This is a genomic window from Methyloceanibacter marginalis, assembly GCF_001723295.1.
In the GTDB taxonomy this organism is placed as follows: Bacteria; Pseudomonadota; Alphaproteobacteria; order Rhizobiales; family Methyloligellaceae; genus Methyloceanibacter; species Methyloceanibacter marginalis.
Map to the genome: position 1 here is coordinate 1 of NZ_LPWD01000192.1, position 13,489 is coordinate 13,489.

The following is a 13,489-nucleotide window of genomic DNA, read 5'->3' on the forward strand; positions in this document are numbered from 1 at the left end:
AGCACCGTATCGACCATGTGCTCGATCACCTTGGGTCCTGCGATCTGCCCGTCCTTGGTGACATGGCCGACCAGGACGAGGGTTGCGCCGCTCGCCTTGGCGTAGCTGATCAGGGCGGCGGCGCAGCCGCGCAGCTGGGAGATCGTGCCGGGGGCCGATTCGATCCCTTCCGACCAAAGGGTCTGCACGGAATCGATGACGACCAGCGCCGGGGCGGGTCCGCTGCCGAGCGTGGCGATGATATTGGCGATGTTGGTCTCGGTGCCGAGTGCCACGGGGGCCTCGGCGATCCCTAAGCGTGCGGCGCGCATGCGCACCTGCGCCGGGGCTTCCTCGCCGGAGAGATAAACAACGCGCGCGCCGTCCTGGGCGAGTTCCGCCGCCCCTTGCAGCAGGAGCGTCGACTTGCCGATGCCGGGATCGCCGCCGACCAGCACCGCGGCGCCCGGAACCAAGCCGCCGCCCAGCACGCGGTCGAGCTCGGCGATGCCGGTCTTCATGCGCGGGGCGTCTTCGTTCTGGGCGCTCAGGGTCTCGAACTTGGCGAGACGCCCTTTGCCCCCCTTGATGGCGACGAGGGCAGGCGAGCTCGTCGGCGTGCCCGCTTCCTCGATCAGGGAGTTCCATTCCCCGCAGGCCGCACACTTCCCGGACCAGCGGGGCGCGACCGCGCCGCAGGACTGGCAGATAAAGGCTTTGGATGTCTTGGCCATGGCGTCCGCGCTACCCGCCCACATAGCGCCGTGTGGCGCGCTGGCCGAGGCTGGTCAGGACCTCGTAATCGATGGTGCCGGCATGCATGGCGAATTCGTGGGCGCTGATATTGGAGCCGAGCAGCTCGATCCACGCGCCCCGCCGCGCCTCGGTTTCGGGGGCATCCGTCACGTCCACGGTGATGAGATCCATGGAAACCCGCCCCAAGATCGGCACGGGATGCGATCCGATACGCGCCACGAGGCCCTCCTCGCCGTCCTTGGTGGAGAGCGCCCGGAACAGGCCGTCGGCATAGCCCACGGAAACGACGGCGACCCGCGAAGGGCGTTGAAGGGTCCGCGTGGCGCCGTAGCCGATCGTTTCGCCGGGCTCGGCTTGGCGTATCTGCAAGATGCGGCCTTTGAGATGAACCACGGGGCGGAACGGGTTTCGTCCGCGCCGCTGCGGGTGTCCACCGTAAAGCGCGATGCCGGGCCGCACGAGGTCGTAGGCGTAGTCTGAGCCCAACAGAATGCCGGCGGAGTTGGCGAGGCTCGCGGCGCCTTGGGCAGCTTTGCGCGGAGCGTTTCGAACAGGCGGCGCTGGACATCGTTCTTGCGATGGGACGGGTCGTCGGCACAGGCCAGATGGCTCATCACCAGGGCCAGCGACAAGGCTGTCCAATGGCTGGTTTCGGGGGCCACGGTCTCGACCTCGGCGGCAGACAGTCCCAGCCGGTTCATGCCGCTGTCGATATGGACCGCGCACGGCAACGCCTTGCCGGTGCGCGCGCAATAGTCGGCCCACTCTTTGATTTCCTCGGCGCTGTTCAGCACCGGGCGAAGGCGCGCGGCGTGGTAGGTCTCCGCCGTTCCGGGCAGGAGGCCGCTGAAGACATAGATGGTCGCTTCCGGCAGCAGCGCGCGCAACGCTTCCGCCTCGGTGAGTGTCGCCACGAAAAATGTGCGGCAGCCGGCGCGCCACAGCGCGGGCGCGGCCTCCGCCATGCCAAGACCGTAGGCGTCGGCCTTGACCACCGCGGCGCATTCGGCCGAGCCGCCAAGTCCCGCAACTGGCGATAATTGGCGGCAAGCGCGTCGAGGTCGATGGTGAGAATGGCGGTCGCTTCCGCTCTCACCTCTGCTTCGTCGGGGATGCTGCCGCGCTTGGGCGCGGGGTTCACTCCATGCGCTCCGGCAGGCGCTCCGACGCGGCCAGATTGGAGAACCGGGTGAATTCCGGGGTGAACTGAAGCGTCACCGTCCCGGTCGGACCGTGGCGCTGCTTGCCGATGATCACGTCGGCCTTGCCGGTCACCGCTTCCATGTCCTGTTGCCACTGCCGGTGCTCTTCGGTGTTCTCGCGGGGTTGGTTGCGCTCAAGGTAATATTCCTCGCGGAACACGAACATTACCACATCGGCATCCTGCTCGATGGAGCCGGATTCACGCAAATCCGCCAGCTGCGGCCGCTTGTCTTCCCGTTGTTCCACCTGACGGGAGAGCTGGGAGAGGGCCAGGACGGGCACGTGAAGCTCCTTGGCAAGGGCCTTCAGTCCGGTGGTGATCTCCGAGACCTCCTGCACGCGGCCTTCCTGGGCGCGCCTCGAGGAGCCGGACAGCAGTTGGAGATAGTCGACCACGATGAAGCCGAGCCCCCGCTGGCGCTTCAGTCTGCGGGCCCGCGCGGCAAGCTGGGCCACGGTGATGCCGCCGGTCTGGTCGATGAAGAGCGGCAGGTTCTGGAGCTCTTGGGAGACTTCGACGATGCGGTCGAACTCGTCGGAGTCGATGCGGCCGCGGCGGATGCGCTCGGACGGAATCTGCGACTGCTCCGAGATGATGCGGGTCGCGAGCTGCTCGGCCGACATTTCGAGCGAGAAGAAGCCGACCACCGCACCGTCCGGCGGCGTGTCGCTGTCGTGGCTTGCGGCGTAGGCCTTGGCCACGTGATAGGCGATATTGGTGGCAAGCGCCGTCTTACCCATCGAGGGGCGGCCGGCAATGATGATGAGGTCGGAGGCCTGCAGGCCGCCCATGCGCTGATCGAGATCCACGAAGCTGGTGGCGATGCCGGACAAGCCGCCGTCGCGGCGGTAGGCGTTGGCCGCCATATCGATCGCGTCGGTGAGGGCCGCGGAGAAGGGCTCGAGCCCGCGCCGTATTTTCCGGTCTCCGCCAGCTCGTAGAGCTGCTGCTCGGCGCCTTCGATCTGGGCGGCGGGCGGCGCGTCGATCGGCGAATCGTAGGCCGTGGTGACCATCTCCTCGCCGATCTCGATGAGCTGGCGGCGCACTGCGAGGTCGTAGACCGTGCGGCCGTAATCCTCGGCGTTGATGATGGTGGTGGCGTTGGCCGCGAGCCGTCCGAGATATTGCGGCACGGTCAGGTCGGCCACGGGCTCGTCGGCCTGGAAGTAGGTTTTCAGCGTAATGGGCGTGGCGCGCTTGCCGCCCATGATGAGCTTCGCCGCAGTCTCGAAAATGCGTCCGTGTAGCGGGTCGAAGAAGTGACCGGGCTTCAAAAAGTTCGAGACACGGTCGAGTGCCTCGTTATTCACGAGGATGGCGCCAAGCAGGGCCTGCTCCGCCTCGAGATTGTGCGGGGCTTCGCGGAAAACCGGCGTTTCGGGCGCGAACGGGGAAGGCTAACGGTGTTGCTCATCGCCTGGAGACTAGGTGATTCGGAGCCTCGGAAAAGAGCCGAACGCCGTGCGTGACAGTTTCATTACCGCTGTGCACAGCTGCGGCGCAACAAGCCTGCATTGTCGGGAGCCTACCGGCTCGACCGGCGCTTGCGCGCCGTCCCCGGATGGCGGTCGCGGGCCCGCAGCTCTCGTTCGGCGTCGAACATATAGTCGCGGGTGAGCGGCAGCACGGCCTGATCCTTGGTCAGTTGAATCTGGAAGACCATGAGGTTCTGATAGCGGAAGGCCGTTTCGGAGCCCGCGAGATACATCTCCCACATGCGGCAGAAGGGCTCTCCGAATTTCTCCGCCGCCGTGTGCCAGGAGGCGCGGAAGCGCTGGCGCCAGTGGCGCAACGTCATGGCGTAGTGGAGGCGCAAGATTTCGAGGTCCGTGGCAAGAAGGCCTGCGCGCTCGACCGCCGGCAGCACCTCGCTCAGAGCCGGAATGTAGCGCCGGGGAAGATGTACTTCGCAATGAAGGGATTGGTGGCGGCGGGGCCGTCGAACCGGCCGATCGAATGGATCACGGCCACCCCGTCATCGGCAAGCAGCCGGCTCACTTGCTGGAAGAAGCTGCGGTAGTGCGCGGCGCCCACGTGCTCGAACATGCCGACCGAGACGATGCGGTCGAACTTGCCTTCCAGGTTTCGATAATCGCAAAGCTCGAAATCAACGGCCTTCGAGAGCCCTTCGGCGTTGGCGCGATGGCGGGCGATCTTGAGTTGCTCCTCGCTCAAGGTGATGCCGGTCACATCCACATGGGAGGTCTTGGCGAGGTAAAGCGCCAGGCCGCCCCAGCCGGAGCCGATATCCAGCACCCGCATCCCGTCGGAGAGATCGAGCTTGGCGGCGAGATGGCGCTTCTTCGCCTCCTGGGCTTCCTCCAGCGTCATGCCCTCATCCTCGAAATAGGCGCAGGAATATTGGCGGTCCGGATCGAGGAAGAGGTCGTAGAGAGAGCCGTCGATATCGTAGTGATGCGCGACATTCCGGCGTGCGCGCCCGACGGGATTATAGTGCTGCAAGCGCCTGGTGACGTACGCGAGGGTATCGACCAGCCGAAGCCAGCGCGGCCAGCGCCGCGGGGGAACATTGGTCAGCAAGAGTTCGAGAAAATCGTAGAGCGTGCCCTGCTCGAAGACGAGCCGCCCCTCCATATAGGCCTCGCCGATGGCAAGGGGCGCGTTCAGAGCGAGTTGCCGCTCGGTCCGTTTGTCGCTGATCCGGGCGATGACCGGGGAGCCGGTGCGATCGCCAAACTCGCAAACGCTCCCATCGGCAGCGATCATCTTCAGATGACCGGTCGTTACGGTCCGCTCCAGAACGTAGCTGAGCGGGCGAAACATCTAGGTCGCACGCCGGATCATAGCTTCGGGCGTCCTCGATTCGCCGAAGTTGAGCCTGACGTATTCTAGGAACAGGAGGCAGGCGAGACAACAACCTGCCTCCGTTGTTCATTAAAGATTTCTGTCGCCAAATGTCGCGCTTACGAAGACTTCTCGGCGTCTTCGGCGTTTTCTGTGGCCTCTTCAACCGCGGTCTCGCCTTCCGCGAGCTCTTCTTCCTCGGGCGCGGCGCCTTCCTCGAACAGGCCTTCGGCCGCTAGGCGGGCTTCTTCGGCGGCCTCTTCCTCCTCGGTCAGCTCCTGGGTCACGTCCTCGCCGCGCGCCTGGCGGGCGGCTTCGTCTTGGGTGCGGGCGACGTTGATTTGCACGTGCGGCACCACCTCGCCGTGGAGCGCCACGCGCACCTCGTGCAGGCCGAGCATCTTGATCGGCCTATCGAGCTGCACCTGGCGGCGATCGATGGAGAAGCCGCCCTCCGTCACCGCCGTGGCGATGTCGCGCGTGGAGACGGAGCCGTAAAGCTGGCCGTTGTCGCCCGCCTGGCGAATGACGATGAAGCTCTGGCCGTTGAGCCTCTTGGCGACCGTTTCGGCCTCGCCCTTGCGTTCCAGATCCCGTGCCTCGAGTTGAGCACGTTCGCTTTCGAAATGCTTGCGATTGGCCTCGGTGGCGCGGAGCGCCTTGCCATGGGGCAGAAGAAAATTGCGGGCGAAGCCGTCCTTGACCGTGACGACGTCGCCGATTTGTCCGAGGCGCCCCAGGCGCTCGAGCAGAATGACTTGCATGGCTATCGTACTCCTATCTTGTCAGTCGTTGTCGTTGTTGTTCGATGAGCTGCCGGGCCGGGCGCTGCGCGCGCGCAAACCGAGCAAAGGTTCAGCCAGGCCGAGGATGGCCACGATGATGGCCAGCCAGCCCAGAAGCAGAATTCCGAGATAGACCACCGCCAGCAGAAGCGGGCGGAAGGGGACGCCGAGGCTATAGACGTGGATCACCGCCAAGCCTTGAAGCACGTAGGCGAACAGCATCGCGCCGGCGAAGCCGGTGGCGATCAAGCCGATGATGCCCGGAATGAACGAGGCGACGAGCGCACCGGCGAACACGGCAACGAATATGTTGGGCACTTCGAGACCGTGCAGATCGGGCCAAGGCCGCAAGGACCGGCCCGAGGCGGCGACGATGTAGCCGGCGAGCCAAAGATTGAACAGCATGACGGTCAGCCAGAGGACGGCGAATGCCGCGGGCAACGCCTTGGCGAGCACCGTCTCGAGATTCTCCACCATCTCGGGTTTGAACACGGAATCGTCCGGATCCAGCGCCTTCAGAATGTGGGGGAGCATTTCGGCGATGGAGGCGCGATAGCTCTCCGCGTCGGGGCCGAGGAGGAGCACCATGACCCCGGCGAGTGCGCCTGCCATGAGCGCCGCCGCGCCCACGAGCCGGCCGGCGGGATACCATTCGAGCGCCCCGCTCTTTTCGCCCTCCGGTCCGGCGGCAGGCCGCGCCTGCAGGAGGAGATGGACGAGGAAGGCGGCCGGGGCGGCGATGGTCAGGGCGTAGACCAGCGACGCGGCGGGACCCAAGGTCAGGGCCATGACCACGGTTGCGGCCAGACCGCCGATCAGAATGGAGGAGCGCCCCCAGCCGAGACCGGCAAGGCACAAAGGCAGCGGACACAGATAGAGAAGGAAGCTGGCGAGCGCGGCCGAGACGGCCGCCGATGCGAACAGCGCCGCTGAAACCAGGCCCGCGCCTGCGCCTATGAGAAGATGTGCCGACATCGGTTTCGCTGTCCCGGCTCCTTTAAGGAGCGGTTAGAGGAGGGCCCGAAGGCCCGCCCCAACTTCAATCAGGTCTGTTACGGGCCTTTGGGCCCAGGCCGCGTGCCTACTGGATAAGGTAAGGCAAGAGACCGAGGAACCGCGCGCGCTTGATGGCGCGGGCGAGTTCGCGCTGCTTCTTGGCGGACACCGCCGTGATCCGGCTCGGCACCATCTTGCCGCGCTCGGACACGTAGCGCTGAAGCAGCTTCACATCTTTATAGTCGATCTTCGGCGCTTTATCGCCGGAGAACGGGCACGTCTTGCGCCGGCGGTAGAAGGGGCGGCGTGCTTGAATCGTGGTCGTGCTCATTCGGATTGCTCCCCGCCACTGGCGTTGTCGGCGGTCTCGGCGCGCGGCTCGCGCGGTGCATGCTCACGGTCGCGGCGGGGACCCCGGCGCTCGCCACGGTCGCCGCGATCACCACGGTCGCCCCGGTCACCACGGCCGCCATCGCGATCGTCGCGGTCGGAGCGGCGCATCATCGCGGACGGTCCGTCTTCGTGCTCATCAACTCTCACGGTGAGAAAGCGGATCACGTCGGTCGACAGCCCCATCTGACGCTCCATCTCGGCGACCGCTTCATGCGGCGCTTCGATGTTCATCAGGGTGTAGTGCGCTTTCCGGTTCTTCTTGATGCGATAGGTGAGGGACTTCAGCCCCCAATACTCGGTCTTGCCGACCTTGCCGCCGTTCTCTTCAATCAGAGAGCGGAAGGTCTGCTGCAAGCCTTCGGCCTGCTGGGCCGAGATGTCCTGGCGTGCCAGGAACACATGCTCGTAGAGAGGCATGAAACGCCTTTCCTTCTTCTTTTGCTCCGGCGCGAAGCCTCACATGGGCGCTTTGGAAGGAAAGGCCCAAGAATGCTCTTGAGAGCGAAAGCCCTTGAGAGCGGAGACACGGGAGGGCGGCCCTTCGGCCTGCCGCTTGATCGAAGCGGTCCTCCGTTCAGCCTCCGACCGGAGCGGTTACGGTAGCGGGCTTATAGTGGGTCGCGCGAGCTTTGCAAGCGGAAGCGCGGGCTCTAAGGGGCTTGCTGAGAGCCCGGGTTCATGGTGCACGCGACCTCGGTTTTGTCCTTGAGCGAGTAGGCCTTGCACGTCTCCTTGGCATAGACTTCGACGACGGCGACGTTACCGAGGGGCGCATCCGGATAGGCCACATCGATGGTCACGGGCGCAGGGCCTGGGCCGCCGCCTCTTGGGGACGCCGGCCCCGAACGTCGAAGGCAAAGACCCCGTCGGTCTGGCTGCCGATCCTTGGGGTCAATTTTACCTCGGAAAATCCTGTGGTTGGGGCCTGGGCCTCAACCGAAATCCCCAAAGTGGGGGTCTTCAGCTCGGTGATGGCGACTTTGAGCGTGTCGACCCTGGTCAGGAGTGCCAGCGCAGGGTCGACAGGCGCCTTGTCGTTCCAGGGCCAAGTTTGCGTTTCGACCGCAGAGGCCATCGTGGCGAATGCCGTGAGGCAGCCGATCAGGACGCCGTAGGCGAGGGGTCTGTTCATGGGGGGAACTCCGCTTGGCGGCTGTGTGGACTCGTTATCCAAACGTGTTTCTAGCACTTACGGTTGCAGTCCGTGGTTTTGTTTTTGGTTCGCCCTGGCTTGAGCTTCATGCCGATCGGCCGCGCGCCTCACCGGCTTGACAGGCCAGATTGAAACAGTGTCTCTGGCGCCTTCCGTTCAACGCCAAACGTTTCCTTCCATATGAGCATTGCTTTCATCTTTCCGGGTCAAGGAAGCCAAGCCGTCGGCATGGGCGCCGAATTGGCCAAGGCCTTCCCGGCGGCGCAGGCCGTCTTTTCCGAGGTTGACGAGGCTCTTGGGCAGAACCTCTCACAGCTGATGTGGGAGGGGCCGGAGGCCGATCTGACTCTCACCGAGAACGCCCAGCCCGCTCTGATGGCGGTGTCCTTGGCGGCCATGCGGGTGCTCGCCGAAACCAAAGGGTTGGCGCTCGAGGACAAGGCCTCCTATGTGGCCGGCCATTCGCTCGGCGAATATTCGGCGCTGGCGGCGGCTGGCGCTCTCACCCTTGCAGACACGGCGCGGCTCCTGAAAACCCGGGGCCGGGCCATGCAGGAGGCGGTGCCCGTCGGTGAGGGCGCGATGGCGGCGTTGCTCGGCGCCGATCTTGCGCAAGCCAAGGAGCTCGCCAAGGCCGCCAGCGACGGCGAGGTCTGCGAAGCGGCGAATGACAACGCGCCGGGCCAGGTGGTGATTTCGGGCAAGCGGACGGCGATCGAACGCGCGGTGAAGCTCGCGCCGGACTACGGTGCGCGCCGGGCCGTGCTGTTGCCGGTAAGCGCGCCGTTCCATTGCGCCTTGATGCAACCGGCGGCGGAGGTGATGGCTGAGGCGCTGGCGGGCGTCGAGATCAAGGCGCCGGTGGTGCCGCTGGTCGCGAACGTGCTGGCCGAACCGATCTCGGATCCCGAAGCGATCAGAACCCGTCTCGTGGAGCAGGTCACCGGCATGGTGCGCTGGCGTGAGACCATGCTTTATCTTGCCGGCAACGGCGTGGACACAGTCTACGAGGTGGGCGCCGGCCGTGTGCTCACCGGCATCGCCCGGCGCTTCGACGGCATCGATGCCAAAAGCGTGGGGACGCCCGACGAGTTGGAAGCCGCGGCCGCTACGCTTGCCGGCTAGCCGCGCGCGCGAACAAGGAGAGTTAGAATGTTCGACCTCAAGGGAAAGAACGCCCTCGTCACCGGCGCCACCGGCGGCATTGGCGGCGCCATCGCCAGGGCTCTGCACGGCCAAGGGGCGACGGTGGCAATCTCCGGCACGAATGCGGACAAGCTGGAGGCTCTGTCGTCGGAACTCGGCGAGCGGGTCTTCGTGCTGCCGTGCGATCTCAGGGACCGGCCCGCCGTCGCGCAGCTGGCGGACACCGCGGAGAAGACGCTCGGACAGGTGGACATCCTCGTCAACAATGCGGGCATCACGCACGACAATCTTTTCATGCGCATGAAGGACGAGGAGTGGGACGACGTCATCGCCGTCAATCTCACCTCGGTCTTCACGCTGACGCGCGGTATCTTGCGCGGCATGATGCGCCGCCGCGCCGGGCGCATCGTCAATATCTCTTCGATCTCCGGCGTGTTCGGCAATCCGGGGCAGGGCAACTACGCCGCGTCCAAGGCGGGTCTCGTGGGCATGACCAAGTCGCTCGCCCGGGAGGTGGCCTCGAGGGGCATCACGGCGAACTGCATCTCGCCCGGCTTTATCTCGACGCCGATGACCGATGCCTTGACGGAGAAGCAAACCGAGGCTATTGCCGCCGCCATCCCGGCGCAAAGCTTCGGCAAGCCCGAAGACATCGCCGCCGCGGTGGTTTTTTTCTCAAGCGACGAAGCGTCCTATGTCACGGGCGAGACGATGCACGTGAACGGCGGCATGATAATGGTCTAAGTGCTTGTAGGACAAAGGGTTGGTAGGTCGGCTTGAGAGCTTTTGGCAAGCCGATTTACCAGGTAAGGGCTTCTGGCAAAGTCGCATATAGTATGGTACCCAAACGGCCGTTTTGTGGGGGCTTGACAAAGTACAATCCCGCCGCGATCAACCCTCCTAACTTACCGCTCGGGGGTGTGTTAGGCCATGAGCCGCAAGCTCGGGGGTACATGAGGCCTGTGGAACTGACAGCTAAGGGACGGTGAGGAGGACATGAGCGATATCTCGGAGCGCGTAAAGAAGATCGTGGTGGAGCATCTCGGGGTTGAGGCCGATAAGGTCACCGAGAATGCAAGCTTCATCGACGACCTTGGGGCTGACAGCCTCGACACTGTCGAGCTGGTGATGGCGTTCGAGGAGGAGTTCGGATGCGAGATTCCGGACGACGCCGCCGAAACCATTCTCACCGTCGGCGACGCCATCAAGTTCTTGGACAAGAACACGGCGGCTTGACCGATAACTGCGCGGACGCCTCGAGGCGTCCGCACGGTGCAATGACTTAGCCCCTAACGGCTAGACAACCGATCTTTCCTCAAGGGTCACGCGAAGGCGCGATGCGACGTGTCGTCATCACAGGTCTGGGTCTGGTTTCCCCTCTTGGCTCCGGCCACGAGCACGCCTGGAAGCGCCTGACCGCCGGGGAGAACGCCGCAAAGCGGATCGAAGAGTTCGAAGTCTCCGATCTATCCTGTCAGGTCGCCTGTCAGGTTCCGCGCGGCGACGGCAGCGATGGCACGTTCAATCCCAACGATTGGATGGAGCCCAAGGAACAGCGCAAGGTCGACGACTTTATTATCTACGCCATGGGCGCCGCGACCCAGGCGCTGACCGACGCTGGCTGGAAGCCGACCGCCTACGAGGATCAGATCCGCACCGGCGTGCTGATCGGCTCCGGCATTGGCGGGCTCCAGGGGATCGAGAAGGCGTCCTTGCTGTTCGCCGAGAAGGGACCGCGCCGGATCAGCCCCTTCTTCATTCCGGGTCGCCTCATCAACTTGGCGTCCGGCTACGTTTCCATCGAGCATGGCCTGAAAGGCCCGAACCATGCGGTGGTCACTGCCTGCTCCACGGGGCGCCACGCCATCGGCGATGCCTCGCGCCTCGTGGCGTTTGGCGATGCGGATGTGATGCTCGCGGGCGGTTCGGAATCGCCGATCTGCCGTCTGGCGCTTGCGGGCTTCGCCGCCTGTCGGGCGCTGTCGACCAATTTCAACGATCAGCCGCAGAAGGCCTCGCGTCCCTATGACCGCGACCGCGACGGGTTCGTCATGGGCGAGGGCGCCGGCATGGTGGTGGTCGAGGAGCTGGAGCACGCGAAGGCAAGAGGCGCGAACATCTACGCCGAGATCGTCGGCTACGGCCTTTCGGGCGACGCCTTCCACATCACCGCGCCGGCCGAGGACGGTGATGGCGCCTTCCGCTGCATGTCGGCCGCGGTGAAGCGTGCCGGGATCGATCCGGCCGATATCGACTACATCACGCGCACGGCACCTCGACGCCCATGGGCGACGAGATCGAACTCTCCGCCGTGGAGCCTTGTTCGGCACGCCGCAGGCAAGGTCTCGATGTCGTCGACCAAGTCCGCCACCGGGCATCTGCTGGGTGCCGCGGGCGCCATCGAGGCCATCTTCTCGGTGCTCTCGCTGCGGGACAACATTGCGCCGCCGACGCTCAATCTCGACAATCCCTCGGTGGCGACGGCGATCGACCTGGTGCCGCACCAGGCGCGGCCGCGGACCATCGATACAGTGCTTTCCAACTCGTTCGGCTTCGGCGGCACCAATGCCTCGCTGATCATGCGCCGATACGCCGCCTGATCGGATATCCTTTTGCTTGTCAGGCGAACCTCCCTTTCGCCATATTTCGACGCAAAGTGGATTCACACACGCGGGGGCGCGCGCGCTGATCGAGCATGACTTCGACGAGAGACACTCCGCCACCTCCGCCTGCCCTCCGGGTAATCCGCCGCCGGGCAATCCGCCACGGGGCCCGAGGCCGCTCCAGGGCCCGCGCCGCATCGGCCGGCAGCCCATGTGGCCGGACGGCCCGTGGGTCATGTCCTGCCGCGCAGCCCCGCCGAGGCTCTCGAGCCGCACGCCCGCCCGAGCCGCCCGTGCAGGAGGAGCCGGAAGAGGACTCGCATCCGTTCCTGCGGATGTTCGACGGGCTCTTCAATTTCTGTTTTATCCTGCTCTGCGCGGCCATAGCCGTGTTCTATTTCATACGCGTGGAGTTCGACCGGCCGGGGCCCTTGAGGTGTCGACGGTTCTTGTCGTGCCGAAGGGCGAGAGCACCACGGGCATTGCGGACCGGCTCGCGGCCGAAGGCGTCATTGCGGACCGGCGCATCTTCATGACCAGCATCTTCTACTTCATGCACCTGAAGGGGCAGGGGACGCTCAAGGCCGGTGAGTATCAATTCGACAAGCACGCGAGCATGCGCCAGGTCCTCGACACCTTGGTCGAGGGCAAATCGATCCAATACAGAGTGACCTTCCCCGAAGGTTGGACCAGCCAGCAGATCGTGGAGCGCCTGGCCGCCAATCCGGAGCTCGACGGTCCGGTGCCCGAAGTCCCGGCGGAAGGGTCGCTGCTGCCGGACACCTACAGCTTCGGCTCCAAGGACACACGGCAAGACATCGTCCAGCGTATGCAGGTCGCTCACGACAAATTCCTGGCCAATGTCTGGCAGGAGCGTGATCCCGACATCATGGTCAAGACTCCGGAGGAGGCGGTGATCCTTGCCTCGATCGTGGAGAAGGAGACCGGCATTGCAGAGGAGCGCCCCCGCATCGCCAGCGTGTTCCACAACCGGCTCCGCAAGGGCATGCGCCTGCAATCCGATCCCACGATCATCTATGGCATCTTCGGCGCTCGGGCATGCGCGATCACCCGATCACGCAGGAAGAGCTCGAGCGTGAAAACCCTTATAACACCTACAAGATCAACGGCTTGCCGCCCACGCCGATCGGCAATCCCGGCCGCGCGGCGATCGAGGCCGTTCTGAAGCCGGCAAAGACGAAGGACGTTTACTTCGTAGCCAGCGGCAACGGCGGCCACATCTTTTCCGAGACCCTCGCCGAGCACAATCGCAACGTGGCCAAATGGCGGAAGATCGAGCGCGAGATCAGGGCCCGCCAGGCGGCGGAGGCGGCCGCGGCTGCGGCGGCCGAGGAGCGCGGGGCGCTGCTGCCCGAGGGGGAGGTGGGACTTGCCGAAGTGGGCGGGCCGATCCCCTTGCCAATCCGCAATCCGGTCCGCTAGACGCCTCTTTCCCCGTTCACCCCGTTTTTGGCTTTATCGGGCTTCCTGCCTGATTTTCCTTGCGACTCGGCTATAAAGCCCGCGGGTATGCTTCCACCGGCCTGAGGCACGCGAATGACCCTGCAAAGCATGACCGGCTTCGCCCGCACCGATGGGGTGCATGGGGATACGAGCTGGTTCTGGGAGATCCGGAGCGTCAATGGCCGCTCGCTCGACCTGCGCTG

15 protein-coding genes and 3 pseudogenes are annotated in these 13,489 nt (G+C 64.9%); 7 read left to right on the top strand and 11 right to left on the bottom strand.

Going from position 1 to position 13,489, the window contains the following annotated elements:
• The 11 genes and pseudogenes from AUC71_RS07995 to AUC71_RS08040 form a co-directional block, all read right to left on the bottom strand.
• Positions 1-713, bottom strand: a 713-nt coding sequence (locus tag AUC71_RS07995) for a DUF7125 family protein (protein WP_083238194.1), incomplete at its 3' end; no start/stop codon positions are given.
• A gap of 10 nt (positions 714-723) precedes the next feature.
• Complete coding sequence (locus AUC71_RS22295; RefSeq protein WP_342021823.1) at positions 724-1,194, bottom strand: alanine racemase; 471 nt, start codon at positions 1,192-1,194, stop codon at positions 724-726.
• A gap of 24 nt (positions 1,195-1,218) precedes the next feature.
• Positions 1,219-1,700 (bottom strand): annotated as a pseudogene (locus AUC71_RS22300) (alanine racemase); the annotation flags it as partial.
• A gap of 172 nt (positions 1,701-1,872) precedes the next feature.
• Positions 1,873-3,323 (bottom strand): annotated as a pseudogene (locus AUC71_RS08010) (replicative DNA helicase); the annotation flags it as partial.
• 143 nt (positions 3,324-3,466) lie between these two features.
• A pseudogene (locus tag AUC71_RS08015) lies at positions 3,467-4,725 on the bottom strand (class I SAM-dependent methyltransferase).
• A 140-nt stretch (positions 4,726-4,865) separates the two neighbouring features.
• A complete protein-coding gene (rplI, locus tag AUC71_RS08020; RefSeq protein WP_069623846.1) occupies positions 4,866-5,510 on the bottom strand; it encodes a 50S ribosomal protein L9 in 645 nt (214 codons plus the stop codon).
• Between the two features lie 21 nt (positions 5,511-5,531).
• Complete coding sequence (locus AUC71_RS08025; RefSeq protein WP_069623847.1) at positions 5,532-6,506, bottom strand: DUF2232 domain-containing protein; 975 nt, start codon at positions 6,504-6,506, stop codon at positions 5,532-5,534.
• A gap of 106 nt (positions 6,507-6,612) precedes the next feature.
• Positions 6,613-6,858, bottom strand: coding sequence for a 30S ribosomal protein S18 (rpsR, locus tag AUC71_RS08030; protein ID WP_045367299.1), 246 nt, complete (start codon positions 6,856-6,858; stop codon positions 6,613-6,615).
• Entirely contained in the window at positions 6,855-7,337 is a 483-nt protein-coding gene (rpsF, locus tag AUC71_RS08035; RefSeq protein WP_069623848.1) for a 30S ribosomal protein S6, read from the bottom strand. Before rpsF ends, rpsR begins: the two co-directional genes overlap by 4 nt.
• A gap of 233 nt (positions 7,338-7,570) precedes the next feature.
• Entirely contained in the window at positions 7,571-7,720 is a 150-nt protein-coding gene (locus tag AUC71_RS19355) for a hypothetical protein (protein WP_158007756.1), read from the bottom strand.
• Entirely contained in the window at positions 7,717-8,052 is a 336-nt protein-coding gene (locus tag AUC71_RS08040; RefSeq protein ID WP_069623849.1) for a hypothetical protein, read from the bottom strand. Before AUC71_RS08040 ends, AUC71_RS19355 begins: the two co-directional genes overlap by 4 nt.
• 201 nt (positions 8,053-8,253) lie before the next feature.
• On the opposite strand from AUC71_RS08040, the gene fabD reads away from it, so the two are divergent.
• The 7 genes from fabD to AUC71_RS17615 form a co-directional block, all read left to right on the top strand.
• Positions 8,254-9,198, top strand: coding sequence for an ACP S-malonyltransferase (gene fabD / locus AUC71_RS08045; RefSeq protein ID WP_069623850.1), 945 nt, complete (start codon positions 8,254-8,256; stop codon positions 9,196-9,198).
• A 27-nt stretch (positions 9,199-9,225) separates the two neighbouring features.
• Entirely contained in the window at positions 9,226-9,963 is a 738-nt protein-coding gene (gene fabG / locus AUC71_RS08050; protein ID WP_069623851.1) for a 3-oxoacyl-[acyl-carrier-protein] reductase, read from the top strand.
• A 252-nt stretch (positions 9,964-10,215) separates the two neighbouring features.
• Complete coding sequence (locus AUC71_RS08055) at positions 10,216-10,455, top strand: acyl carrier protein (RefSeq protein ID WP_069623852.1); 240 nt, start codon at positions 10,216-10,218, stop codon at positions 10,453-10,455.
• A gap of 101 nt (positions 10,456-10,556) precedes the next feature.
• Positions 10,557-11,819: a beta-ketoacyl-ACP synthase II gene (gene fabF, locus AUC71_RS08060; RefSeq protein ID WP_244500852.1), complete on the top strand. Its 1,263-nt coding sequence runs from the start codon at positions 10,557-10,559 to the stop codon at positions 11,817-11,819.
• Positions 11,820-12,258: 439 nt separating this feature from the next.
• Positions 12,259-13,008 carry an endolytic transglycosylase MltG gene (gene mltG, locus AUC71_RS21940; protein WP_069623853.1) on the top strand — a complete coding sequence of 250 codons (750 nt, stop codon included), beginning with the start codon at positions 12,259-12,261 and terminating at the stop codon, positions 13,006-13,008.
• Entirely contained in the window at positions 12,945-13,265 is a 321-nt protein-coding gene (locus AUC71_RS21945) for an endolytic transglycosylase MltG (protein ID WP_280139296.1), read from the top strand. The genes mltG and AUC71_RS21945 overlap by 64 nt, the downstream gene beginning before the upstream one ends.
• Positions 13,266-13,379: 114 nt before the next feature.
• Positions 13,380-13,489, top strand: a 110-nt coding sequence (locus AUC71_RS17615) for a YicC/YloC family endoribonuclease (RefSeq protein WP_342021824.1), incomplete at its 3' end; no start/stop codon positions are given.

Bases quoted from the DNA above. Each gene is read 5' to 3' on its own strand.
- rplI (WP_069623846.1), bottom strand. From the start codon at position 5,510: ATGCAAGTCATTCTGCTCGAGCGCCTGGGGCGCCTCGGACAAATCGGC.
- AUC71_RS08025 (WP_069623847.1), bottom strand. From the start codon at position 6,506: ATGTCGGCACATCTTCTCATAGGCGCAGGCGCGGGCCTGGTTTCAGCG.
- rpsR (WP_045367299.1), bottom strand. From the start codon at position 6,858: ATGAGCACGACCACGATTCAAGCACGCCGCCCCTTCTACCGCCGGCGC.
- rpsF (WP_069623848.1), bottom strand. From the start codon at position 7,337: ATGCCTCTCTACGAGCATGTGTTCCTGGCACGCCAGGACATCTCGGCC.
- AUC71_RS08040 (WP_069623849.1), bottom strand. From the start codon at position 8,052: ATGAACAGACCCCTCGCCTACGGCGTCCTGATCGGCTGCCTCACGGCA.
- fabD (WP_069623850.1), top strand. From the start codon at position 8,254: ATGAGCATTGCTTTCATCTTTCCGGGTCAAGGAAGCCAAGCCGTCGGC.
- fabG (WP_069623851.1), top strand. From the start codon at position 9,226: ATGTTCGACCTCAAGGGAAAGAACGCCCTCGTCACCGGCGCCACCGGC.
- AUC71_RS08055 (WP_069623852.1), top strand. From the start codon at position 10,216: ATGAGCGATATCTCGGAGCGCGTAAAGAAGATCGTGGTGGAGCATCTC.
- fabF (WP_244500852.1), top strand. From the start codon at position 10,557: ATGCGACGTGTCGTCATCACAGGTCTGGGTCTGGTTTCCCCTCTTGGC.